This is a genomic window from Mycobacterium sp. Dal123C01, assembly GCF_052566995.1.
Genome location: NZ_CP199580.1, coordinates 4,191,773 through 4,216,371, shown reverse-complemented (window position 1 = coordinate 4,216,371; position 24,599 = coordinate 4,191,773). Strand labels below are relative to the sequence as shown.

Sequence of the window (24,599 nt, the reverse complement as noted above, 5' to 3'; positions counted from 1 at the left end):
TCCGTGACGCACCCCGAGAATCACTGCTGGGTCACCGGTGATCAGTCCGGGTTGTCATTCCCCGCTGACCCCGTCTCGCTGCGCGACGGCGGGGCCCGGTTTCTGACCGACGCGTTTCGGGTCTCCGGCGTCCTCACGAACGGCAACGCCGTCGCCGCGATTACCGACTTCGCCGAGATTCACGGCGGCAGCACGGGACGCAAGGTGGCGCTGTCGATCGAATACGATGCGCCTACACCGGGTTTGCACACCGATTTGTTCGTCAAGTTCTCCCGCGATCTCGACAACCCGACGCGCGATCGCGGCAAGACGCAGATGGAGCCCGAGGTGCGATTCGCCTCGCTGTCGCGGGTACCCGGATTTCCCATCGCGGTGCCCAGCGCGCTGTTCGGCGACTATCACCGGCGCAGCGGCACCGGAATACTGATCACGGAACGAATCCGATTCGGCGACAACGGAATCGAACGGCAATATCACAAGTGCCTCGACTACGAAATGCCCGAACCCCTAGCGCATTACCGCGCGCTGCTCACCGCGCTGGCCCGGCTTGCCGGCACCCATCGGTCGGGGCGGCTTCCGGCGCGGGAGACCGCGCACTTTCCGCTGGACGTGCAGGCCGCGACGGTGGGTGAGCGGGCACCGCTGTCCGTGGACAAACTGGAACGACGGGTGAACCAACTGGCCGAGTTCGCCGAAACCCATCCCGGGCTACTGCCCGACCATGTGGGCTCAGCCGAATTCCTGGCGCGCCTGCGCGCCGACGTGCCCCGCTTCGCGCACCACGAGCACACGATCACCCGCCAACTGGGCAACGACGCCGACTTTGTCGCGCTGTGCCATTGGAACGCCAACATCGACAACGCGTGGTTTTGGCGAGATGGCGACGACAGTCTGCGTTGCGGTCTGATGGACTGGGGATGCGTCGGCCAGATGAATATGGGCATGGCGATCTGGGGAGCCATGTCCGGTACCGAAACCGAGCTGTGGGACGTCCATCTCGACGAATTGCTGCAGCTGTTCGTCACCGAGGTCCAGCGTCACGGCGGCCCGCATCTCGATCCAGTCCGGCTGCGCCGGCACACGTTGCTCTATGCGGCGGTGATGGGGGTTGCGTGGCTGTTGGACGTTCCCGCGTTGATCCACAAGAGATTTGACACCATACCGAGCAGCCGCAAGGATCCGCGAATCAGGGACGACGAAAGCGTGCGTGCGCCGCTGCAGATGCTGTCGAACCTGCTGACCGCCTGGGAGCGGCATTGCATCGGTGATTTACTCGACGCCGCCCTGGCCGAGGAAGGACGTGTCGCCTAGCTCCCGTCGACCCAAGGCGGGCTGGTGGTCAGCACATCGACACCATCGTCGGTGATGTGGACGGTGTCGCGGCGGAACACCGCGCCGATGCCGTGCCGCCATACGTAGCCGGTAATCGCCAAGACCATCCCGGCCTCGAGCTGGTCGTGTTCGCCTGCGGCCAGGAGCGTTTCGGATACGACGGGCGGATCGAAACCCAGCCCCAGCCCATGCGCAATCGGCATCGGCGGTATCGGCTCGCCGGCCGCGTCATACGCGACGAGCAGATCGCGGGTGGACGCGCCGGGGCGACAAGCAGCAAGCATCTTGTCGTACAGCGTGTTCGAACGCCCGAAGAGCTTGCGTGCCGCTTCGTCGACGGTATCGCCGGCCGGCCAGGTTCGGCCCACCTCGATCACATAGCCATTCGCCAAGGCCCCGGCGGCGAATGCGACTAGGTCGCCCGGCCGGACCTCGGCGGGTGGGTGGGCGCGGCGCCAGGGGTGTTCCCGCGACGTCACCCACGCGGCGTCCTGAGTGGCCGGCGTGCTGACCCCGCCCGCCGCCATCGATTCCATCATCACCCCGGCCAGCGTCCGCTCCGACACTCCCGGGGCCAACTTGCCCAGGGCAGTCGCGAGTCCGTGCTGGGCGATATGCAGCGCTTGGTCCATCGCCGCGATTTCGTCTGGTGTCTTGACGCGCCGCGCCGCGCGCATCGCCGGCTCGGCATCGACGAGTTCGGCATTGGGGAACGCCTCGGGCATCAGCGCGGCGAAAGTCGGTGTGATCGCGTCGGTTCCGACTCGCAGCGCAGATTCGGCACCGTCGACCTTCTTGAGCACGTCGATGAGCGTCATCGGGTTCCAGGCCAGCCCGTACAGATGGTCGTGGCCGATCTCCTCCGGGACCCCCTCGTCGTCGGTGCTGTTGAGGTAGATGTCTCCGGTGGCGCGCACGACCACACACATCGGACCGAATGGTCGTGTCCCGGCTATCCATAGCTGCGGCGCGCCGGTGACGTAGCGAATGTTGGCTTGCCGGCCCAGCACCAGGATGTCGAGGCCGTGTTCGTCCATTTGGGCCAGCGCCCGGTCCCGGCGTCCGGACCGTAGTGCGGGCGCGTCGGGCAGGATTTCAGTCGCCATAAGGGGAATAGGGGTAGTCGGTAATCGGCGCGAAGCCGTCTTCGGTGATCACCACGATCTCCTCACTGCGGTAGCCTCCCGTGCCGTCCTCCCACATCACAGGTTCCAGAACCAGAACCGTTCCGGGGGGCAACACAAAATTGTCGTCGAACTCCTCGCCGAGATCGGTACCGATCATCGGCGCTTCGGCGGGGTAGGTGCCGATGCCGTGGCCCAGATAGAAGTGCGGCAGCCACGGCTTGCGGCCGCCGTTGGCTGCGATCGCCACGCGCGCCAAATCACCTGAGGTCACACCTGCTTTCGTCACCGCGAGCACAGCGTCCAGGACGGCGCGCCACTGCAGGAATTGATCCTGTTGCCGTGGCGTCGGTTTCGCGCCGACGATCCAGGTGCGGCCGAAATCCGAACAGTATCCGTGGTAGGTGATGCTGATGTCGGTCCACAGCACGTCGCCGGCGGCCAGCTCACGTTCAGTGGGGAGTAGCGGCAGCGCGAGATCGCCATGCGTCGTCCATACTCCGGCTTCCCGCGAACTCGGCATCACCTGCCAGATGGCTTCCAGCATGTTGGTGGTGGCCCCGAGCTCGAACGCACGACGCACGAACGCGGCCGAAAGATCGATCTGCCGTACCCCCGGCACCAGTGCTTTCTGCACGTCGACGATCGCTTCTTCGGTGATGCGGGCCACCCTGCGCAGACAGGACAGCTCGTCGCGGGTCTTCACCAACTGCGCGGCGCCAAGAACGATCGCCGCGTCCGTCGGCGGGCCCGCGGGGAAAAGCGTGGGCGCCGCCCGCCGCATTGCCCCGGTGAGCTCGTCGACGGCGATACTCGCTCCCGGCGCGACGAGCTCGACCAGCTTCCGCGCGAAATCCTCTACACCGTGGTCGAATTCGAGGTAGGCGGGGCCGTGTAGATGGTCGTCGGGCACCGGTGACTCCGCGGACGCTCCGCTGCGGAACGGCATGAACAGGTGCGGATGCACGTCATCGGCGAGCACGACCGCGACCGGGCGCTCCACGTGCGACAGACCCGCGTCCAACAGCGGCCAGCTGACCCCCGTCGCGTATCCGACGTAGCCGTTCATCAGCAGGATCAGCGCGTCGACGCCGTGCTCGGCCATCGCCGAACGCAGCCGCGCTCCGGTTTCCGTGCGCATGCGGGCCCAGTCCGGCTCGTCGGGTATGTCGATGAGCGAGCCGCGGGCAGACACTGAATTCGTCATGGGCGCATGCCTTCTAGATTCCCAAAAATTTCTTGATATTGCCCCCGACCACCCGGACGGCGTCCTCCGGACCGACGGCGTCGACCACGGCGGCCAGCGACCGCTCGGAATAGCCGAAGGTACTTTCGTTATGCGGGTAGTCGGATGACCACATCACCCTGTCGATTCCGATCTCGTCGATCTGTCGCAGGCCCACGCCGTCGACCATGAACGAGGCGCACATGTGCGTGTCCCAGTAGTAGCGGATTTCATGCTCGGGCTGGTGTCTGAGCATATGTTGGTAGGAAGCCAGGACGTGCTCCGCGTCTTGCAGCGCCGGTGGCACCCAGGCGATTCCGCCCTCGAACCAACCCATGCGAAGTCGTCGATGCCGGTCGAGGATTCCGCCGAAGATGTACTTGGAAAACATCTCTCGAAATGAGTCGATGTTGACCATCATGGCCACCGCGACGCTGTTGACCTCGCTGGGGAACTTGGGCTGACTCTCACCGATATGGTGTGTGATGGGCAGACCGGCCTCTTCGATCTCGTCCCACACTGCGCTCATCGCCGTGCTGGAGTAATCGATGGGCTGGCCGTTGTCGTCGGTGCCGGGGCTAATCGGCATCAGAAATGTTTTGAGCCCCAACGACTTCAGTTCCTCGAGGGTGCGACGAGCGCCCCGGGGATCCCACCAGTTGATCAATCCGACTCCGTAGCAATGGCCGTCGGAGCGTTCCTGAACCTCGGCGATGTGCTCGTTGTAGATGCGGAAGATGCGCTCGCGCAGGTCTTTGTCGGGATAGTGGAACAGTGCAAGCACCGCGTTGGGGAAGGCCAGTTCCTTGTCGACGCCGTCTTCGGCAAGCTCACGAAGCCGGGCTTCGACGTTGTTGGTGGCCGCCCCGGCCAGGTCGTCGTATTGCATGAGCACGGCGCTGAAATCGCCGACCACCATTGACTGTCCCGGGCGGCCGAGCAAATACGCGCCATCCTCGTACCAGATCCGCGGAGCCTGATCTTTGAGGTCATCGGGAAAGCGTTCGTAGAAGATGTCGTCGGCCACCGAGATGTGGTTGTCGGCGGAGAACACCTCGGTGCCGGGGGGCAGTCCGGTGTTGACTTCCGCCGCGTGACCGCGGCGGTGCTTGGGTGCGCCGATCACGCCTTCGGGGTACAGGGTGTGGGCTGGGCTGGACATCATCGTCCCTTCGTTGGCATCACCTGGTGAGCACACCGATCCGTTCCAGGTCGGCGAGGTACTTGGCGATCAACTGCTGCGACACGTGGGGAATGGTGCGACCCGAGTGTTCGACCGCGGACCGGAATCGCGCGCCGGGCACCGGAGAGCCGGCGATAGCGAGCATGGGTTCACGGTAGACGTCCAGGACGGCAAGAACCGACTGGGCGCGCTGCCGTTCCGGCAACGCGCGCATCGCAGTTTCGAACCGGGTCAGCCAACTCGGGTAGTCGTCGATCTTTTCGACCGGATAACCGGCAGTGATGATCCAGTCGACGAACGTGTCCATCGAGATGCCGTCATCATGCGGGTTGGTGGTGTTGTACGTGTCGAAGCTGCTGCCGTGCCGCGTTCCGATCGCGGCGATCGCTGCGGCAAGGAAGTCGACGGGCAGGCCCTCGTAGTGCGGGCGACCGCTGTGGTCACCGGCGCGGTAGAACGACAGGGGAGCGACACCGGTGGCCACCAGACTGAACAGCAGGCGAGTGAAGATGTCCGGCACGTTGAGCTGTCCCGCGTAGCGGCCGTCGGCGAGGATCATGCCCGGCCGGAAGACCGCTACCGGCACTCCACACAGGTCGTGCGCCTCGCGCATCAACACCTCCCCGGCCCACTTGCTGATCCCGTAACCGTTGGCGTAGCCGGCATCGACGACGCAAGCGGGGACCGAGCGGCGGATGTCGGAGTCTTCGTCCACCAGCTGATGGGCGACGGCGCTGACGCCCATCGTGGAGATGTAGTGGATCGGTTTGAGTTTGGCGGTGATCGCCAGCCGGATCACTTCCGCGGTACCCCGGACGTTGGGACCGAACAACTGCTGGTAGGGCAGCACGTGGTTGACGTGGGCCGCCGGGTGCACGATCAGATCCACCGTTTCGGCCAGGCGCTGCCAGGCGGTGTTGTCGAGCCCGAAATTGGGCTCCCCGATGTCGCCGGCCACGACCTCGAGATGGCCGTCGGCCAGGGTCCGGAACCGCTCGAGCAGCGTGGCGTCGGAATCCAAGGCCGCCTCGATGCGCCCGCGCGCGTGTGCGGCGTCGGCGCCTCGCGTCAGGCACACCAGGGTGCCACCCGAATCGGCAAGCTGTTGCAGCCATTCCAGGCCGAGGAAACGCCCCAGGAACCCGGTCGAGCCGGTGAGCAGGACGGTGCGGATCGCATTGATGGGGGCGGGCAACAACATCGCCGTTTTCAGGACGTCATCGTCGATGAACTTGTCCAGGCGCAGGTCCCCGGCACGCACCTCGTGGCCAGCCGTGCCGTGCACGGATGCGTAGCTGGGTCGCTGAGCGTCGGAATTCCGGTGGCGTTCAATGTGGTCGGCGATGCGCAGCAGATCCCCGGTCGGGTCCACCACCACACCCACGGGAACGTCGACGCCGTAGATGTCGGCCAGCAGTGTCGAAAAGGTCAGGGCGGACAGCGAATCGCCGCCCAGATCGATGAACCTGGCCTCCGGGGAAACGTCGGGCGCCGGCACGCCCAGGGTGGCCTGCACGGCCTTACCGACGGTCGCCAGCACCGGCTGGTCGGCGCCACCGGTGCGCAAAGCGCGCAGCTGCTGGAGTTGATCGTCGGCCATGGTCGCGTAGAGCTGCTCCAGGCGCTCGCCGTATCGGGCTTTGAGCTTGGGCCGCAGGTATTTCCCGACACCGGACAGCAGCCCGTTGGCCAGGCTGAACGGCTCCGTCTCGATCAGGAAATCGCGGGGGATTTCATAGCCGTTGAGTTGGTTGTCGCGCGCGATGTGCCGTAGCGAGTCGGCGATCATGGACGTGCCGGCACCGTCTTCGGTGGGCACGATCACGGCAAGCAGGAAGGAACGTTCGCTGTTGCCGTAGACATAGATTTGATGAATCAACGGGCTGGTCGAGTACAGCGCCTCCAGCCGTGAGACGGCGACGAACTCACCCTGCGCGAGCTTGATGACATTGTTGCGGCGGTCCACATAGCGCAACCGGTCCGCCCCGACCTCGGCCATGATGTCGCCGGTCTTGTAGTAGCCGTCCTCATCGAACATCGTGGCCGTGAGATCGGGACGGTTGTAGTAGCCCGCCATGAAGCGAGCCGACTTGACCGCTAATTCCCCACGGGGATAAGGCTTATCGGTGTTGAAGTAACCGAGTTCGGGAACGTCGAGAAGCTTGTAATCGATCACCGGCGGCCGCAGCACATGCTCGTCGGCCACGATCATCCCACCCGCGATTTCGGTGGACGAATAGCCGATCAGCAGATGCTGGTCCAGCACGATTTCCATGAACTCCTTGATCTCCGGGGACAAGGCGGCCGAACCACAGCCCACGGCCAGCACGCGACCGCCCAGAATCTGTTCACGGATCGCGGTGGTGAGTTCCTCGGCCGTCTCGTCGGACGCGGCCCCGACCAAGGCGCGCCGATCCAGCTCGCGCTGATAGTGGTGATAGAACATCTCGCAGACCCGCGGCACCAGGCTCAATGACGTGGGTCGCACCATCGCCAGGTCGTCGAACAGGGTCGACAGGTCGCTTCTGGCGGCGAAATAGCTTGTCCCACCGTTGGCCAAGGTCAAGATCACGTAGCCGTATCCGATGAGGTGACTCATCGGCATGTAGCTCAACGTGATGACGGGCTGATCGGACTGCGCGAGCCAGGTGCCGATACACAGACTCTCGGTGAACATCGCGCCCTTGGGTGTGCCGGTGCTGCCGGACGTGTAAAACACCCACGCGAGCGGATCGTCGTCGTCCGGTGCGACGTGCAGCGGCGGGGATGGCAGCGAGAGGCCATGCGCCACAATGTCATCGATCGCTTCGAGAACCAATGCGCTGCCCGCGGCGGCCAGGCGGGCGCGCGCCGCCTCATAGCTGGTGCGCTGGTCGTCGTCGCGCGATTCATAGTCGAACACGATGAGACGCTGTGGCGCGGTGCCGGTGAGAGCTGCCTCGACGGCAATCTCGAGGTTGTCGATTCCCACAGCGAAGATTCGTGGCTGGGTCTCGTCAAGGATTGGCGCGTGCTGGGCCGCCGGTGCGCTGGTCTGCAGCGGCACCACCACCGCGCCGAGGTGAATGCAGGCGCATTCGAGGGCGGTGTAGTCGATGCTGGCGAACCCCAGCACACACACGAAGTCCCCGGTCCGGACCGGATGCTGCTCGTGATGATGCCAATCACCGGCCACCGCTTGGACGCGAGCCCACAGATCCGCGTAGCTGACGGTCTCAAAGCGCGGGAGAAAGTTCAGCGTCGCGCGCCCGGTCGCGGGATCGGTAACCACTTCCCGGACACGCTGGCCCAGGGCCGGCCGGTCGGCGTAGCGCCGCAGCACGGTTGCCATGATCTCGGCGATCCGCAGCCCGGGTGCGCGCGCCGCGGCGGCGATTTGCTCATCGGGCCGGGTGGCACCGAATTGCGCATCGTCGGCGTACAGCCGCTCTCGCCTGCGTGCCAACCGTTCCCACTGGTCCTGCTGGGCGCCAGGATCCTTTACGTCACTACGGCCGACGAACGCCATACTTCACCACTTCCATGTTTCAGAACCCATACGCCTGTCAGTCCGGATACGTGACGCCGGTGAGCACTTCGGAGAGCTGCCACAGCCGCGTCATCTCGGTTTCACTGCGCGCGGGCAGCGGGACGCCGGCGAATGTGACACCGCCCCCGGCGGTTTCGTAGAAACCTCGCGGTCCGTAGTAGCGGCCACCCTCGGCGTCCGGCGAAACCGCCGCGTAGAGGGCCGGTTTGATGCCCTCGTCGATGTCGAGCCAGATGAACGGCAGCAGCCGCCAGGTCAGTTTGGTCAGCCGCGCCTGCAGTGTCGGTTTGTCCCGGCCATAGGACGCCCCGCTGAGCAGGTTGGTTTTGCTCAGTCCCGGGTGCGCGGCGTTGGACATGACGCCCCAGCCACCGCGGCTGCTGCGCCGGTTCAGTTCGACCGCGAACATCAGCTGCGCCAACTTGGCGATGCCGTAGGAGCGCATGGACTTGTAGCGTTGCCGGGCGTTGGCGTCGTCGAAATCGAGGCCGCGCTGTGTCGCGGAGATGCTGCTCACGGTCATGACGCGGGCCGACTTCGCCGCGCGCAGCAGCGGCAGCAGGTGCGCGGTGAGCGCAAAGTGGCCCAGGTGGTTAGCGCCGAACTGCAACTCGAAGCCGTCGCTGGTTTCCTGTCGCTGCGGCGGGGTCATCACGCCGGCGTTGTTGATCAAGACGTCGATCGGCCGGCCCTGCGCCGCTAGTTCTTCGCCCAGTGCCGCAACACTTTCCAGTGACGCCAGATCCAACTGTTTGATGCTGAGCTTGGCGGCGGGAACCTCGCGGCGGATCTCGGCGATCGCGGCCTCACCCTTGGCTTTGCTGCGGATCGCCATCACGACGTCGGCGTCCGCGGCGGCCAGTCGCTTCGCCAGACCGAATCCCAGACCACTGTTGGCCCCGGTGACGACCGCGAGCTTGCCGGACAGATCCGGCACGGCCAGCGTGAGATCCGGCTTCACCATGTCACGGGAAGCTCGTAGACGCCGTAAGCCAACGTGTCGTGTTTGAACGGAAGCTCCTCGACCGGCACCGCCAGCCGCAGCGTCGGGACGCGGCGAAACAACGTTGGCAGCGCGATCTGTAACTCCATGCGGGCCAACTGCTGACCCACGCATTGGTGACGTCCGTAGCCGAACCCGACGTGCGCGCCGTTGTCACGGCGCAGCTCCAGCCGCTCGGGGTCGGGGAATTGCCGGGCATCCCAGTTCGCCGGCGCGACGTCGAGAATGATGCCGTCGCCGGCTCGGATGGTCTCGCCGCTGACTTCGATGTCCTCAACGGCGATCCGGCGTTGGCCGGTTTGGATGATGCTCAGGTAGCGCATCAGTTCCTCCACCGCGGCGGCGACGGCTTTGGGATCCTCGACGTCACGCAGGAACGCCAGCTGGTCGGGATGTTCCAGCAGGGCCGCGATGCTCAGACTGATCATGTTCGCGGTGGTCTCGTGACCGGCGATCAGCACGCCGAGGGCCAGTTGGGTGGCCTCGCGCACGCTGATCTCTTCGGCGTTGACCCGCTCAGCCAGGTCGGACACCAAATCCTCGGAGGGACTTGGCATCTTGGCGCGAATCATGTTGGCAATGTATTTCGCCAACGTCGCGGCGCCCTGAACGGTGTCCTCTTCGGTCGCGTAGCGACCCGTGCCCCGGTGCGCCTGTTCCTGAAAGAAATCCGCGTCCTCATAAGGCACGCCCAACATTTCACTGATGACCAGCGTTGGGATGGGCAGCGCCAAAGTGCTGACGATGTCGCCCGGCTTGGGACCGGCCAGCAGCGCATCGATGCGCTCGTCGGCGATTTTCTGCACTGCCGGGCGCAGCGCTTCGACGCGCTTGAAGGTGAAGGGTTTTGACAACATCCGGCGGTAGCGGGTGTGCTCCTCGGCATCCGAGGTGAACACCGAGCGTGGCCGTTTGTGCACGGTCGCCAGCATTCCCGCGTTCCAGTGCGGATATCCCGGCAACCGGTCGTCGACGCTGGTGCGCGAATCGGTGAACAGCGCCCGTATCGCGTCGTAGCCGTGGATCAACCACGGTGTGCTGCCGTCCCAGATCCGCACCCTGCTGAGCTGCTTGGTGTCGTTGAGCGCCAACGATTCCGGGGGTGGAGCGAACGGGCATCCCGCGGCCCGCGTCATCGGGAAGTCCGGTATATCGGTGGCTGCATCGGTGGAGATGTCGGTCATCGTGCTCCTCGCTGTTCGGGTAGTTACTCGCCCGCTGCACTCACGTGGACCGGAGCGCGCCACAGCCCGACAATCGCGTCGATCAGTCCTTCACCGGCGACCGGCCAACTGGACCGTGATCGCGGCCCGTGCTCGGCCAGTGCGCCTTCGTGCTCGGCGCAGGTATGCATCAGCAGGTTGCGGGCCATCACGCCGCGTTCGGAACGCACCCGCTTGGGCAGATCGGGGAGGCAGCAGTTGATGCCGTCAACCGTCTGTGCCAGCAAGGGCGACGCCAGCGCATCCCTGGTGACGACGTGGCGGTACGTAGGGTCGGCCATCGCCTGAGCGGCGAAACGCGCGTACCAGCTCGGGTTGCCCAGGGCGGCCAGATGATCGGTCAGTGGGCGCACCAAGGTACCCACCCAGTCCCGCAGCTCGGTCGAATCGCCGATGTCGTGCAACATCTGCGCACGGAGTTCATCGATGGGTTCGCGGTGCTTGCTTTCGATCGCGCGCAGCAATTCGGTGCGCGTACCGAAGTGATAGCAAGCCGCGGCGTTGTTGCCTTGTCCGGCCGCTTCGCTGATCTGCCGATTGGACACCGCATACATTCCGCGCTCGGCAAACAACCACTCAGCAGCCGACAAGATCGCTTCTCGCGTGCCCGTCGACCTGTGGGAGCGCACAGTCGGCTCGGCTTTCACCGCCTCAGTGAACACTGCTCAGCGTATTAAATCAAGCAATTTATTTAACAGCGGCCCTTGGGCCCGCCGTTACCCGGCGAGCCCTTTCTCGATGGCCGCATTTTGCTTTTGGCCGACGTCGGTCACGAAGTCCGGTGGCACCAGCGCATTGGGCGGCCCGTCGAATTCGAGCTCGACGAAGGCCTTGTCCTGCGTGAACATGAGCACGGTGACGCCCTTGGAGCCATCCGGCGAGGGGCCCGAAATCGTTGTGCCACCGGCTCCCACAGCGATCGGCTCGGGAACACCGTGGACATAACCATCCGTTGTCGCCTTCGCTGATTCCAGCGCACCGACGGCAGCGGCAGCGTCCGGTAAGACGTGGATGCTGTCGACGATTACGTGCGTGTGGTCTTGGTTGCTGAATGTGGTGGTAACCCCCGGCTGACCGTTCGGGTTCATGATTGGCGGTGTCGCGGTGAAGTTTTCGGGCGCGTTGATGTCACTCGCCTTGATCAACAACCCGGTGTAGTCGGACTGCGGTGCCGGCGCAGCCGCGGAGCTGTGGCTGGTCGCGACCGAGGTGACTGATCGCGAGGTTGTGGGCGGGGACTTAGTACCGCTGCCGCAGCCGATCAGCACACCGGCCAGCGTCACAGCCATCGCTGCGGCGGCTACCCGCGTCGGAGAATTGGCCCTGCCGTTTTGAGCGTCGTGCGACGGACGATGACCCTGGCTCAGCCGCCGAGACCCTTCTTGACGGCGGCATCTTGCTTTTGGCCAATGTCGTTGATGAAGTCCGGCGGTGGAAGCGTGTCGGGCGGGCCGTCGAATTCCAGTGTGACAAAGGCATTGCCTTCGGTGAACAGCAATACCGCGATGCCCTTGGAGTTGTCTGGTGAGTTACCGGACACCACCGTTCCATCCGTGCCGACCTTAGTCGCCTCTGTGTTCGGATGCTTGATTGCGTTACCCTGTCCCGATTTCGCTGCGTTCAACGCGGTTGTCGCAGCGCCGGGGTCCGGCAGCACCTGGATGGTGTCTTTGATGATGTGGGTGTTGTCTTGGGTGTTGAACGTCGTCGCCGCGCCGGGCTGGCCGTTCGGGTTGTTCGTCGGCGGTGTGCCCGTGAAGGGCACCGGCGCGTCGATATCGGTCGCCTGGATCAACCACCCGGTGTAGTCGTTCGGCTGTACGGGTGCGGAAGAAGCCGAGGGCGCTGAGGTGCTCGTCGAAGAGGTCGCCGATCCCGACTTGGTCGGCGATGGTGCTTTATTGCCGCCACAGCCGGCCACCGACAACGCCAACGCCGTTGCTGCGGCTACCCCTGCGACCATCGGTCGGGAAATCCTCATCGCATCGTGCTCCTTCCAGGCTGGATCTGGTGAGGGAGTCGATTTCACCCCAAACGCACAGTACAGTGCGCGTGTCGCCAGGCCGTCCCGGCACCGATACGCGGGCTATTCCAGCTGGTCACGCAGGGATGTCAGGGTACTGGCGAGAATGCGCGACACCTGCATCTGCGACACCCCGATTCGATCCGCGATCTGGCTTTGCGTCATCGATTCGAAGAAGCGCATATGCAGTACCTCGCGTTCCCGCTCCGGGAGCCCGGCTATCAAGCAGCGCACCGCTTCACGGTCGGTGATGTGGTCGATCTGAGGGTCGACGCCACCCACCGAGTCGGCGACGAGGCGAGGCTTGCCCGATTCGTCGGAGCCCCTCGGTGCGTCCAGGGAGTCGAGCTGATAGGCATCGCCCGCGACGAGGCATTCGACGATCTCATCGTGAGCCACTCCCAACTCCACCGACAGCTCGCGGGCGGTTGGTGCCCGCCCCAGCTTTTGAGCGAGATCTGCTGTCGCCCTGCTGATTTGGACGTGTAGTTCCCGCAACCGGCGTGGCACCCGCATGCCCCAGCTGTAGTCGCGGAAATGGCGCCGAACCTCGCCCATCATGGTGGGAATCGCGAACCCGATGAAACTCGGCCCTTTGTCGGGGTCGAACCGATTGATGGCGTTCATCAGTCCCAGGCGTGCGACCTGGGTTAAGTCATCGAGGCTTTCGCCGCGCCGGCCGAAGTGGCGAGCCACGTGGTCGGCCAGGGGCAGACAACGCTTCACGATGCATTCGCGCTGACGGTGGTATTCGTGTGAATCGACCGGCATGGTCCTCAGCGCCAGGAACATCTCGATGACGTCGTCATAGGAATCGTCGTTGCGCTTCCTCGCCGGCCGAGTGGGCCGGGGCGCAGCAAGGACGTCGGTCATCTGGCTCGCCGCCTCTCCGCGAAGAGGCATGTTGCGAAAACATCGGTGCACGAACCAATTTGCATTGCGGCACTTCCTTTGAAGATGCGTGCAGCGAGGCGTGCGCCAGGCACTCCACCGCACCCGATCTGTCGAGACGAATCGGTTGTTCACACAGCGCACGCGTGCCCGAACGGAGGGCTACCGAAGGTGCTAATCGGCGGAGCCAAATCCCGAAGCAGGTGCGGCTGGCTAACCGCTTTTCGCTAAACGGCGACATGTCCAGAATGGACTGGCTCTGATACTACGCTGCATTGCCCCGCTGCGGGGATGGTTTGCGTTCACACACCGACGAGCTACCTCATCGGAGCCCCAACCGTCGCCGTCGACTCCGAAACCGCTGGTCAACAGCAAACACGCGGCGTCGTCAGAATCGGTGGCACCCGGCGAAAGCGAACGCCCGTTCTCATTGCGATGCCGACTCGGTACTGTTCGGCGAATGTCTGCGACCAGCGCCGAGCGGCGCCGATGAGCGGTCGAGACCTGCTGGCCGGGCGCGGTGCGGTGGTGTCTGGGGGAAGCCGAGGTATCGGACGCGCGGTCGCCGAACTGCTGTGCAGCCTCGGCGCCGGCGTGGTGGTCAACGGCCGTGACGCTGATGCCGTGGCGGAGACCGTCGCGGCGATCAGCGCGTCGGGCGGGCAGGCAACTGCAGCGGTTGGGGCCGCGGACGACGAGACCATTGCCGCGTCGCTGTTCGATACCTGCCGCGACACGTTCGGCCGTCTAGACATCCTGATCAACTGTGCCGGGATCGCCGAGCCGCCCGGCTCGTCAATCCTGGATATCTCGCCCGACGAATTCAATCGGCTGATGAGCGCGCATGTTGGCACGGTGTTTCACACCTGCCGGCTTGCGGCACGCGCCATGGTCGCGCAGGGGCACGGGACCATCATCAACACCAGCTCCGTCGCGTTTCTCGGTGACTACGGCGGCACCGGCTACCCCGCGGGCAAGGGCGCCGTCAATGGGCTCACGGTGGCCATCGCCGCAGAACTCAAAGCCAAAGGTGTCCGGGCCAATGTGGTGTGTCCGGGCGCGAGGACGCGGCTGTCCACCGGAGCCGACTACGAACAGCACATCGAGGACCTGCACCGGCGCGGATTGCTGGACGACATGACCATGCGGGCCTCGCTCGATAGCGCTCCGGCCGCGTTTGTGGCGCCGCTCTATGCCTATCTCGCCAGCGACCTGGCGCGGGACGTCACGGGTCAGATCCTGGTTGCCGCGGGCGGATTCGTCGGCCGGTTCGATCGGCCAACCCCGTCGGTGTTGGGGTATCGCGACCATCATGACGCCGCACCTTGGTCGATCGAGGACCTGCACCAGATGATCGGCCCGCGGGGCTAATTCACGAGCACGAAGAGCCCGATGAGCGCGGCGTAGCCGACCACAATCGCCCCCGCTCCGGCCACGCTGATCCGGGTTGACGCGCCATCGATTGGGTCGAGCCAACGTCGAAAGGGCCGTGAAACGGCCGGGACCAGGACCCATTGCAGCGCAACGATGCTGACGACGTTGCCGGCGAATACCGACAGCGACTGGCTGACTCCAAGATTGCCCAGGGCCGGGGAGAGCGACTTGGAAAGCACCATCACGGTCGGGTAGAGGCCAAGCAGTACCAGCATCGCCGTCTTCCATGCCGGCGTGATCCTGGTCTGCCCGTCGGCAACTCGAATCGTGGATCCGAACGGTGCGCTGCGTGCCAGCTGGGCGAAGTCGCGTGTCAATTCGCCGCGCAGGCGGGGCAGCGCTTCCTGTCGTTCTCGCGAGCGCATCCACTCGGCCAGCTGATCCGCGCTGCGGAATCGGAGCACCGACGTCCACTGCCCGGCGGAATCGGCGGGAAACACCGCGGTGCCTTCATATCCGGGAAAAGCGGAACTGCTGCGCGTCAGTTCACTTTGGGCGGCGATGAATTCAGCTTCTTTGCCGGGCGTCACGCTGTGCAGGAAGATGCCGACGTTGGCGGCGGGTGCCTCGCCCCGCGTCAGGATCAGATCGGAAGAGCACCGCCACCAGCCCTGCGATTCGCCCTCGCAGAGTACGGCACGGCGCTCGGCGCCGTCCAACCAGGCATCAAGTAACTCGGAATTGCTGAAGGCGACTTCGACGCCCCAATCGAGCGGCCGGTTTCCTTGAACCGATTCGCGCGCGCCTACGTGTCCAGGAGAGTGACGAGCCGAAGCAAGGTAGCTGGCCACCCAGTGGCCAAATCGCCCAAAATCGGAGGGCGGATGGAAAAGCGTGATCGCGCTGGCGCCAGTCATATCAGCTGTTTACCACCCCCGCGGGGGCGCTCGAGGCGGCAGCTTCGGGTCCTGGTGATCGGTGCCGGAGTGAGCGGTATTTCGGTTGCCCGTGGATTGCTGCGGGACGGACACGACGTCACCGTCTTCGACCAGCGCCCGGATACGCGGGCAGGGGGCGGCGCCGTGACCATCTGGTCCAACGGCGAGACGGTTCTGCGCCAGCTGGGCGTCGACATGGAGGATGCCGGTCAACTGCTGTCCAGCGTGCGGGTACTGACGTCGAAGGGTCACCGGATCGCCACGGTGGACGTGACCACGATGACCAAGCGGTTGGGCGCACCCGTTCGGATGGTCCCACGCAGGGTTCTGCTGGAACGGCTGCTGGCAGACTTTCCGGCCGATCGCATCCGCTGCAACGCCCGCGCGGCCCGGGTCATCACGATGCCTGACGGCGTGGCGGTCGTGTTCGAAGACGGCAGCGTGGTCGAAGGCGACCTGTTGATCGGTGCCGACGGTCTGCATTCGGTGATCCGAGATGTGGTCGGCGCGCCGGCTGCCGAGCCGACAGGCTGGTGCAGCTGGCAGGGTCTCGTCAGCCTTCCCGAGATCGTCGACAGGGAGATCGCTTACATCGTCATCGGCGAGCACGGAAACACCGGCATGTGGCCGGCCGGCGGCGCCCACGTGCAGTGGTGGTTCGACTTGCCGTGGTCCCACGATTTCGTTCGCCCACAGCGCCCCATCGACGTGATCCGATCCAACTTCGCCGGCTGGTCCGATTCGGTCGACCTGGTACTCGCGAAATTGACCGACGAGGATCTGGCCCAGTCTCCGTACCCGCATTTCCGGCATCCGGTCGCCGCCACGTTGCCCGCCGGGGCCGTGACCTTGCTCGGCGACGCCGCACACACGATGCCGCCCACTCTCGCGCAGGGGACCAACCAGGCCTTGCTCGACACGATGGTGTTATGTAAGGCGATTTCAAGTCTTGGCTCCAGCGCCAGCAGCGCTGAACTTTCGCGGGCGCTGCGCAAGTATGAGAAGACCCGCCGACGCCAAGTGAGCGCCGTGTCCCGGGTAGCGGCGCTGCAGGTTGCCCATGGCGAGTCCGTGTTGAGACCGGCGGCGTTGATGTCAGATCGGTTGCACACCTGGACATTGACGAAATTCGTGCGGCTGACCAGCCACCCCCGGATCGCCGCGCAGATCGATCGCGATCTCGCGGCGGGAACTCCTATTGCGTCCTACCCACGGTGACCGAACCCAGAGTTGTCGAAGTCCAACCGGCTCACGCGCCGGCCGATACCGTACGGGTACGGGGCGATTTCGATGCGCCGTCGCGTTGGCTATGGCTGGTTAAGTGGTGCGTGCTGGCCGTGCCGCACTACCCGATCCTGATACTTCTCTATCTGGTGTATCCATTCCTGACGGTGGTGGCCGGCGTCGCGATCCTGTTCACCGGACGGTATCCACGCCCGATCTTCGACTTCAATGTCGGCGTGCTGCGCTGGTCGTGGCGAGTGATGAACTACCGGTTTCCGATGAACAGCACGGACAAGTACCCGCCGTTTACGCTGGCGGCCCGCCCCGACTATCCGGGCGACCTCCACGTCGAATATCCCCAGCACCTGACGAATTGGGCTGTACTCGTGAAGTCGTGGTTGTTGGCGCTCCCGCAGATACTGCTGTGCTGGGCGTTGGAGCCGCTGCTGCAGGTGCTCACCGTGATCGCTGCGGTGGCGTTGTTGTGCACCGGGACGATCCCGCAGGGGATGTTCGATCTCCTGCTGGGGATCGTGCGATGGCGCTACCGGGTGGCGGTGTATGTATCGTTGATGTGTGACGAATATCCGCCATTCCGCCTGGACTTAGGTAGCAGCTAACGCCCGGAAATCCGTTGTTTGCCTACATATATCGGCTCGGCCAGCCGGTCTTCGATCGCCTTTTCTACAACCGGTATCGCCGAGACGCGCTCGCGCACGCGACGGGCCGGCTGCTGATGGTGGGTCTCGGACCGGGAACCGACTTGAAGTTCGTGCCGCCCGCCGTGACGTCAATTTCCGCGGTGGAGCCCGTGGCCGCATTCCGGCAGATGGCGTCTCGTCTCGCGCTTCGCCACGGCATCAGCGTCGACATCGTGGAGGGGACAGGCGAGTCGATACCGTTCGGCGACAACAGTTTCGACTCGGTCCATATCGGGCTGGTGTTGTGCTCGGTCGACGATGTCGCCGTGACGCTGGGGGAGATCCGGCGGGTCCTGGCGCCGGGCGGCAGGCTGGTTGTCCTCGAGCACGTGCGCGGAGAGGGCGCAACAGGCCGGTTCCAGGATCTGATCGCCAAGCCGTGGTCTTGGTTGGCCGGGGGGTGTGAACCGAACCGGCGAACCGTCGATTCCATCGCCGCCGCCGGATTCGATACCAGGGGGCTGCGCAGGCTTGCGCGCACGCCCGTGCCGTTTCCGTGCAAACCCCATCTGCAGGGGTTCGCCACACTCGTGGAATAGCTCTTACTCGACGCCGACCGCTTCGATGATGTTCAGTCGCGCTGCGCGGCGTGCGGGCGGCACCGAGCCGAGCAGGCTGATTGCCAGTGCGCCGAGGGTGAAGGCAAGCGCCATCCAACTCGGCCGGAAGGTGACGTGGAAATTCATCATGTCGCCGCTGACGAGACTGAACAACCACTGGTCCACGCACCCGAGCACCAACCCCAAAACACCGCCCACAACCCCGATTCCGGCCGCTTCGGCCAGCACCATGCGCAGGGTGAACCGACGACTGGAGCCCATCGCGCGCAGCACACCGATTTCGCGGCGTCGTTCAAGCACGGAGAGCGTCAAGGTGTTGAGTAGTGCGACCCCGGCCACCAGTACGACAATGATCCAGACGGCGTTGGCGATGAACTGGCTCTGATGCATCGGCGCTTCGAGGCCCGCCAGCTCGGCGCGGCCGTCATAGACGTAGTTCGGTGCGGGCACCGCCCCGCGGATATCGGTCAGCAGCCGACGCGGGTCCACACCCGGGGCCGCAGCGATCTGCAGGGTGGTTGCCACCGGGCGGTCGAACCACGCCCGCATTTGATCCAGACTCATCCCGACCGTGCCGATGACCGTCGAGAAATACGGAACCAGGGCCAGCACCGTCGACTGCTGCACGCCGTGTGGGGTTTGCATGCGTAGTTGGTCACCGACCCGGACGTGCAGAGTCTTGCCCAGATTCTGCGAGAGCACGATCCCGCGACCGGTCAACACTTGGTCGCGCACCTGCGCGTCAAGCGCCCGGTACAGCGGATCGGCGGTTCCGTCGGCGAAACCGTCGAGCATCACTCGCGTACCCCCGACCTCAGCGAACCCGAACGCGCCTTCGGTCACATGCGCGACGCCCGGCACGGTGGCCAGCTTTTCGGAAAGGTCTTGCGGCAGAGCATCAGTGGGATAGGTATCGGGGGGACTGGCACTGACCCACACCGGGACGTCGGCCACCGGCGCGAAGATGCCTCGCGCGGAGCGAATCATGTCGGTATTCGTGCCGGTGATCGTCACGGTCGTGATGACCGCGATGACCACCGTCATGACCGTCGCCCATACCCGTCGCGGCGCGCGTTCGATGGTCGCCGCCGCCAGGGCGCCAACGGTGCCGAAGATTCGCGCGGTTGTGGCCGCGGCTTTGACGATGGGCATGGTGAGCGCGAAGCCAAGCGCCAGTTCCGCAGAGAACACGGCCGACATCGCGATAAAGGCCAAGACACCTCGCTGGCTGATGACGACCGCGATCGACACCGCGAAGACCATGACCGCTCCAACGCCGCACGCGACCCGGAGCCACCGTGGCACCCGGTCGGCCGCTGACACACCTACGGGTGCCAATGCCTCGATGGGTGCGACCTTGTATACCTGCCGCGCGGCCATCGCCGAGGCCACCACGCTGGTGAGCGCGGTCGTCACGATGGCGGCCGGTATCGCGTAGCCGGGCAGGCAATACTCGATGCGGGCTTCAAGGCCTTGCGTCAGGGCCGCAGGTAACCGGCCGATCGCGATGCGGCCCATCAGTATTCCGATGGCCGATCCGATGGCGCCGCCGATCACCCCGAGAATTGCCGCCTCCGCGAGCATGTCGCGGACGATCGTGGCGCGCCGGCCACCGATCGCGCGTAGCAGCGAGATGACCGGTCGGCGCTGGCTGATCGCCATCGTCATCGTGGTGTAGATCAAGAACGCGCCGACCATCAACGCCACCATCGCACCCATCAGCGCCATGTAATTCATCAGCTTGACACCGTCGCCGGCGCGGGTGGCCCGCATGCTCGGGTCGGCGACGATGGCGCGGCCGTTCACCGCTGCAGTGACTGCGGAGCGGATCTGGCCCAGATCAGCACCGGGCTTGATCGTGATCAGAATCGAATCGAGCTGACCTTGTCTTCCGGTGATGTTCTGCGCCAACGCAAGTGGCGCTAGAACGTAGTGTCCGCCGTTGAGGGCGGCAACCTCTTTGCCGGCGAGCACCTCGGTCACCGTGACCGAGCCCGAGCCAAGCTGGAACGTCTCTCCTTTGGCATGACCGATTCCCGGTCCGACGCGGACCCCGTTCGCGGGGCCGTTCGGATTCGCCAATTGTTCCGCCGCACCATTTTTCAGGGCGTCTTTCAGCGCGCCGCCCAACGCCGCAAGGCGGTCGTCGGCACCGAACAGCAAAACCGGCCCCGACGATGTGGATACGGACGTCCGGATCATCGGCGCGGCGGTCGCCACCCCGGGAACCGCGGCGACGTCGGGGGTGATCGTGTCGGGAAATCCCGCGTCGGTAATGCCCGACACCTCCAGCGAGGCGATGCCGGCGATGCCATCGCTGAGCCGATTGACCGAGCCGGTGATCGACCCGAAAATGCCGAATACCGCAACCAAATACATTGCGGAGACGGCCATTACCGCGATCGACGCAATCGTGCGTCGACTGTGCACTGCAAGTTCACGCAGACTGAATACGCGTAGCCGGCTCGCGGTGGCACTGATCGCGGAACCCGGTTTCACACCAGGACCGCCGATCGTTCGTTGGAGACGATTCGCCCGTCCTGCAGCATGATTACCCGATCGGTTGCCTCTGCGGCCTCCGGGTTGTGGGTCACCATCACCACCAGCCGGCCCCGGCCGGCTTCGTGTGCGACGTCGCCGAGCAGCGTCAATATCGAAGCGCCCGTGGTGGAATCGAGGTTCCCGGTCGGTTCGTCGGCCAGGATCAACGGCGGGTCCATCATCAGTGCGCGCGCCACGGCGACCCGCTGCATCTGGCCGCCCGACAGTTCTGCTGGCCGGTGCTGCGTCCGGTTTCCAAGCCCGACCCGTTCCAGCAGCCGAATCGCATCTGGTTTGGCCTTACCCAACCGGACGCCATCAAGCAGCTTCGGGACCGCGACGTTCTCCCACGCGGACAGGGTCGGCAAGAGGTTGAAGAACTGGAAGATGAAACCGACGCGATGATGGCGAAACTGCGATTGCTGTGCGTCATTCAGCCGGCCGATCTCGTCGCCGTCGAACTCGATGGATCCGGAATCAGGGGAGTCCAACGCGCCGAGCAAATGCAACAAGGTGCTCTTGCCCGCACCGGAAGGCCCGACCATCGATACGAACTGCCCGCCCTCGAGCCGCAGGCTGATCTCATCGAGCGCGCGCACGGTTTGTCCGCCGATGCTGTATTCGCGCACCACATCACGCAGTTCGATGGTCAGCAGTTTGTGCTTGGGGCCCGCGCAAGTGTCGACTCGTTTGAACATGATCCTCCTGCGAGTCCGCATGTGATCAGCGCGCGTCTGCCGCTACCCGCACGGCGCCCAAGGCGCTGGTACCGGATATAACGAGACCGAACCGTGATGGGTTCAGCCAGGCGAGGGCCGACGGTCCCAGGGACCGGTAAAGATCGGCCAATCGGTCAATACCGTGGCGGTATGTCTTCAAAATTTAACCGACTGACCCGACTCGGGGGGTAGCCCGCTAATGGTCTGCTACCTAAACTCCTAGACGCCGGGGGGTTTACAAAGTCACTAGTCGGGCGGGCGGCGGCTGTGGAACGACTGAGTGGGCTTGATGCGTTTTTCCTCTATTTGGAGACGCCGACACAACCGTTGAACGTGTGCTGCATGTTGGAGTTGGACACCTCGACGGCGCCGGGGGGCTACAGCTACGGCCGTTTTCGCACCGCGTTGGCAAAGAGCGCGGCCGCCGTGCCGGAATTCCGGATGAAGCTCGCCGATAACCAGCTGAACGTGGACCACCCGGTCTGGGTGGACGACGAGAAATTCCAACTGGAACACCATCTGCAACACGTCGGTGTGCCGGCGCCCGGGGGGCGCCGCGAGCTGGCCGAGATCTGTGGTTACATCGCCGGGCTGCCGCTCGACCGTGATCGACCGCTCTGGGAGATGTGGGTCCTGCAGGGCGCCACGAACAGTGACGCGATAGTGGTAATGCTCAAGGTGCACCACGCCCTGGTCGACGGTGTCGCGGGCGCCAACCTGCTGGCCCACCTGTGCAGCCCGCGGCCCGACGCGCCGGCACCGCGGGCTGTCGGTGGTGCGGGTGGCGGTAACCCAGTGCAGATCGCGGTGAGCGGTCTGCTGGGATTTGCCCGTCGTCCGTTGCGGCTGGCGACCGTCGTGCCGGCGACACTTTTGACAGTGGCGCGGACGGTGCTGCGCGCACGTGAGGGCCGCACCATGGCGGCGCCGTTTTCGGCCCCCTCGTCCCCGTTCAACGGCGCGGTCACGCGGTACCGCAATATCGCCTACAGCCAGCTGGATATGCGCGACGTCAAACGGGTCAAGGACCGTTTCGGGGTGACCGTCAACGACGTGGTGGTGGCGTTGTGCGCCGGGGTATTGCGGCGATTTTTGCTGGAGCGCGGTGAGCCCGAACAGCCACTGGTGGCCACCGTGCCGGTGTCGGTGCACGGTAAATCCGACCGTCCCGGGCGCAACCAGACCACCTGGATGTTCTGCCGGGTGGAAAGCCAAATCAGCGACCCCGCCGAACGTATCCGCGCCATCGCCGCGGGGAATAGCGCCGCGAAAGACCACACCGCCGCGATGGGCCCCACCCTGCTGCACGACTGGACTCAGTTCGGCGGACCGACGATGTTCGGCGCGGCGATGCGGCTGCTGCCGCGCATTCCGATCAATCGCAGCGCGTACAACCTGATCCTCTCGAACGTGCCGGGCCCCCGCCATCAGTTGTATTTCCTGGGTTGCCGAGTCAACACGATGTACCCGCTCGGGCCGCTCATCGGCGACGCCGGACTCAACATCACCGTGATGTCGCTCAACGGCGAACTCGGGATCGGCCTCATCGGCTGTCCTGACCTGTTGCCCGACCTGTGGTCCATGGCCGACGAGTTTCCCGATGCGCTCAAAGAACTGCTGGAATGCAGCGACACCAAGGCGACCGACAGCTACCCGCCGGATGGGTGACCACGCGAACGCGTAGGCCGCGGTTCGTCGCCGGTCGGCGGGGGACCGTTGCCGCCGACCGATCGACAATGTCGCATGTTATGCGTGTGTGCGGAGGCCCTGCGGCCTACGCTGTCTGCGAACCGCAGGAGGGTCTTTGACAATGCAACCGAACCCGCTCGACCCCGTCGCCAGCGAACGTCTCTCGCACGCCGGGAAGATATTCACGTCCGATCTTTCGATCAATGAATTCGCGCTGCTGCATGGGGCCGGATTTGAGCCGATCGAGCTGGTGATGGGCGTTTCGGTCTATCACGTGGGATACCAGTTCACCGGGATCAAGCAGCAATCGGAGCTGCCCGTGCTGACGGACGCGACCTACCGCGCGCGTTGGAACGCGATGTCGCGCATGCAAGCCGAGGCCGATTCGCTGGGTGCGGACGGAGTCGTCGGTGTCCGGCTCGATTGGCGTCATCAAGGCGAGGGTGAGCACCTCGAGTTCATCGCCGTCGGAACCGCCGTGCGATACACCGAGAAGCCGGGGGCATTTCGGCGTCCCAGCGGGCAGGCATTCACCAGCCACCTGTCCGGCCAGGATCTGACCACCCTGCTGCGCTCCGGGTTCGCCCCGGTCGCATTCGTCATGGGCAACTGCGTATTCCACGTTGCCGTCCAAGGTTTTATGCGAACGCTCAGCCAGGTGGGACGCAACGCCGAGATGCCGCAATGGACGCAGGGCAGCTACCAAGCTCGGGAACTGGCCATGTCACGCATGCAGAGCGAGGCCGAACGAGACGGTGGAAACGGCGTCGTGGGTGTACATTTCGCCATCTCGAACTATGCATGGGGACATCACACCGTCGAGTTCTACGTGGCGGGCACCGCCGTGCGCCGCACCGGGGAGCCACAAACCATCACACCGTCGTTCGTGCTTCCGATGAGTGATTGATGACGGGTTTCGACCATGAGCGGGCCAGCCGTGCGATCGGAGCAGCCCTGGCCGGCCCCGGGGGAGTCGGACAAGTCGTCAGGGTGTTCTGCGGGGTTCCGGGCGTGATTCTCACCCCGGCACGGCGCGGTTTTTTCCGGTCACAGCCGGAGCGGGTCCAGATCGGTGACTGGCGCTACGAGCTCACCGTCGATGGCCGCCTGAGCGCCGCCCATGTGGTCAATGGCATCGTCTTGGCCGAGGACGCTCTTGCTGCCGGCGCCGTCGGTCCGCATATCGCCCGCTCGTTGCAGCAGGTGGTGAGTAGCTATGGGCCGACGATCATTCCCAACATCGACGCCGCCGTTGAGGTCCTCGAGGCAGCACCCCAGTTCTGACACTCGGGTCAACCAGCGGCCCAAAGTGTTTCGATA

Annotated in this window: 21 protein-coding genes; 8 read left to right on the top strand and 13 right to left on the bottom strand. The window is 64.8% G+C overall.

The genetic code is table 11. The features are described 5' to 3' along the window. The first annotated feature begins 3 nt into the window (after window positions 1-3). Window positions 4-1,311, top strand: a complete 1,308-nt coding sequence (locus ACTXG5_RS19860; RefSeq protein ID WP_445160419.1) for a hypothetical protein — start codon at window positions 4-6, stop codon at window positions 1,309-1,311. On the opposite strand, the gene ACTXG5_RS19855 is transcribed toward ACTXG5_RS19860, so the two are convergent. The 10 genes from ACTXG5_RS19855 to ACTXG5_RS19810 all read right to left on the bottom strand — a co-directional run bounded on the left by ACTXG5_RS19855 (window position 1,308) and on the right by ACTXG5_RS19810 (window position 13,515). After that, window positions 1,308-2,438, bottom strand: coding sequence for a M24 family metallopeptidase (locus ACTXG5_RS19855; RefSeq protein ID WP_445160418.1), 1,131 nt, complete (start codon window positions 2,436-2,438; stop codon window positions 1,308-1,310). The genes ACTXG5_RS19860 and ACTXG5_RS19855 overlap by 4 nt on opposite strands. Then, on the bottom strand, window positions 2,428-3,663 hold the full coding sequence (locus ACTXG5_RS19850) for a M24 family metallopeptidase (RefSeq protein ID WP_445160417.1): 1,236 nt from the start codon (window positions 3,661-3,663) through the stop codon (window positions 2,428-2,430). Before ACTXG5_RS19850 ends, ACTXG5_RS19855 begins: the two co-directional genes overlap by 11 nt. A gap of 13 nt (window positions 3,664-3,676) precedes the next feature. Then, entirely contained in the window at window positions 3,677-4,843 is a 1,167-nt protein-coding gene (locus tag ACTXG5_RS19845; RefSeq protein WP_445160416.1) for an amidohydrolase family protein, read from the bottom strand. Between the two features lie 19 nt (window positions 4,844-4,862). Then, entirely contained in the window at window positions 4,863-8,372 is a 3,510-nt protein-coding gene (car, locus tag ACTXG5_RS19840; RefSeq protein WP_445160415.1) for a carboxylic acid reductase, read from the bottom strand. Window positions 8,373-8,409: 37 nt separating this feature from the next. Then, window positions 8,410-9,357 carry an SDR family oxidoreductase gene (locus ACTXG5_RS19835; protein WP_445160414.1) on the bottom strand — a complete coding sequence of 316 codons (948 nt, stop codon included), beginning with the start codon at window positions 9,355-9,357 and terminating at the stop codon, window positions 8,410-8,412. Then, window positions 9,351-10,580, bottom strand: coding sequence for a cytochrome P450 (locus ACTXG5_RS19830; RefSeq protein WP_445160413.1), 1,230 nt, complete (start codon window positions 10,578-10,580; stop codon window positions 9,351-9,353). Before ACTXG5_RS19830 ends, ACTXG5_RS19835 begins: the two co-directional genes overlap by 7 nt. Window positions 10,581-10,603: 23 nt before the next feature. Then, window positions 10,604-11,281, bottom strand: a complete 678-nt coding sequence (locus ACTXG5_RS19825; RefSeq protein WP_445160412.1) for a TetR family transcriptional regulator — start codon at window positions 11,279-11,281, stop codon at window positions 10,604-10,606. A 54-nt stretch (window positions 11,282-11,335) separates the two neighbouring features. Further along, the gene (locus ACTXG5_RS19820; protein WP_445160411.1) at window positions 11,336-11,908 is read right to left on the bottom strand and encodes a hypothetical protein; all 573 of its coding nucleotides are present in this window, start codon (window positions 11,906-11,908) and stop codon (window positions 11,336-11,338) included. A 74-nt stretch (window positions 11,909-11,982) separates the two neighbouring features. Beyond that, entirely contained in the window at window positions 11,983-12,582 is a 600-nt protein-coding gene (locus ACTXG5_RS19815) for a hypothetical protein (RefSeq protein ID WP_445164508.1), read from the bottom strand. Window positions 12,583-12,705: 123 nt separating this feature from the next. Continuing rightward, entirely contained in the window at window positions 12,706-13,515 is an 810-nt protein-coding gene (locus ACTXG5_RS19810) for a SigB/SigF/SigG family RNA polymerase sigma factor (protein ID WP_445164507.1), read from the bottom strand. A gap of 507 nt (window positions 13,516-14,022) precedes the next feature. On the opposite strand from ACTXG5_RS19810, the gene ACTXG5_RS19805 reads away from it, so the two are divergent. After that, on the top strand, window positions 14,023-14,904 hold the full coding sequence (locus tag ACTXG5_RS19805) for an SDR family NAD(P)-dependent oxidoreductase (RefSeq protein ID WP_445160410.1): 882 nt from the start codon (window positions 14,023-14,025) through the stop codon (window positions 14,902-14,904). On the opposite strand, the gene ACTXG5_RS19800 is transcribed toward ACTXG5_RS19805, so the two are convergent. Further along, window positions 14,901-15,824 carry an antibiotic biosynthesis monooxygenase gene (locus ACTXG5_RS19800; protein WP_445160409.1) on the bottom strand — a complete coding sequence of 308 codons (924 nt, stop codon included), beginning with the start codon at window positions 15,822-15,824 and terminating at the stop codon, window positions 14,901-14,903. The two genes, ACTXG5_RS19805 and ACTXG5_RS19800, sit on opposite strands and share 4 nt — an antisense overlap. Window positions 15,825-15,878: 54 nt before the next feature. On the opposite strand from ACTXG5_RS19800, the gene ACTXG5_RS19795 reads away from it, so the two are divergent. The 3 genes from ACTXG5_RS19795 to ACTXG5_RS19785 are packed head-to-tail and all read left to right on the top strand — an operon-like array spanning window position 15,879 to window position 18,309. Continuing rightward, complete coding sequence (locus ACTXG5_RS19795; RefSeq protein ID WP_445160408.1) at window positions 15,879-17,063, top strand: FAD-dependent oxidoreductase; 1,185 nt, start codon at window positions 15,879-15,881, stop codon at window positions 17,061-17,063. Then, window positions 17,060-17,689: a DUF4389 domain-containing protein gene (locus ACTXG5_RS19790; protein ID WP_445160407.1), complete on the top strand. Its 630-nt coding sequence runs from the start codon at window positions 17,060-17,062 to the stop codon at window positions 17,687-17,689. The genes ACTXG5_RS19795 and ACTXG5_RS19790 overlap by 4 nt, the downstream gene beginning before the upstream one ends. Before the next feature lie 14 nt (window positions 17,690-17,703). Next, the gene (locus ACTXG5_RS19785) at window positions 17,704-18,309 is read left to right on the top strand and encodes a class I SAM-dependent methyltransferase (RefSeq protein WP_445160406.1); all 606 of its coding nucleotides are present in this window, start codon (window positions 17,704-17,706) and stop codon (window positions 18,307-18,309) included. Between the two features lie 3 nt (window positions 18,310-18,312). On the opposite strand, the gene ACTXG5_RS19780 is transcribed toward ACTXG5_RS19785, so the two are convergent. Both ACTXG5_RS19780 and ACTXG5_RS19775 read right to left on the bottom strand, forming a co-directional pair. Then, window positions 18,313-20,724 carry an FtsX-like permease family protein gene (locus tag ACTXG5_RS19780; protein WP_445160405.1) on the bottom strand — a complete coding sequence of 804 codons (2,412 nt, stop codon included), beginning with the start codon at window positions 20,722-20,724 and terminating at the stop codon, window positions 18,313-18,315. A gap of 101 nt (window positions 20,725-20,825) precedes the next feature. Beyond that, window positions 20,826-21,524, bottom strand: coding sequence for an ABC transporter ATP-binding protein (locus ACTXG5_RS19775; RefSeq protein ID WP_445164506.1), 699 nt, complete (start codon window positions 21,522-21,524; stop codon window positions 20,826-20,828). Window positions 21,525-21,857: 333 nt separating this feature from the next. Here ACTXG5_RS19775 and ACTXG5_RS19770 point away from each other — a divergent pair, with 333 nt between their 5' ends. The 3 genes from ACTXG5_RS19770 (at window position 21,858) to ACTXG5_RS19760 (ending at window position 24,563) form a co-directional block, all read left to right on the top strand. After that, complete coding sequence (locus ACTXG5_RS19770; protein ID WP_445160404.1) at window positions 21,858-23,258, top strand: WS/DGAT/MGAT family O-acyltransferase; 1,401 nt, start codon at window positions 21,858-21,860, stop codon at window positions 23,256-23,258. 142 nt (window positions 23,259-23,400) lie between these two features. Further along, window positions 23,401-24,186, top strand: coding sequence for a heavy metal-binding domain-containing protein (locus ACTXG5_RS19765; RefSeq protein WP_445164505.1), 786 nt, complete (start codon window positions 23,401-23,403; stop codon window positions 24,184-24,186). After that, window positions 24,186-24,563, top strand: a complete 378-nt coding sequence (locus ACTXG5_RS19760) for a DUF5073 family protein (RefSeq protein ID WP_445160403.1) — start codon at window positions 24,186-24,188, stop codon at window positions 24,561-24,563. The genes ACTXG5_RS19765 and ACTXG5_RS19760 overlap by 1 nt, the downstream gene beginning before the upstream one ends. Window positions 24,564-24,599 lie beyond the last annotated feature (36 nt).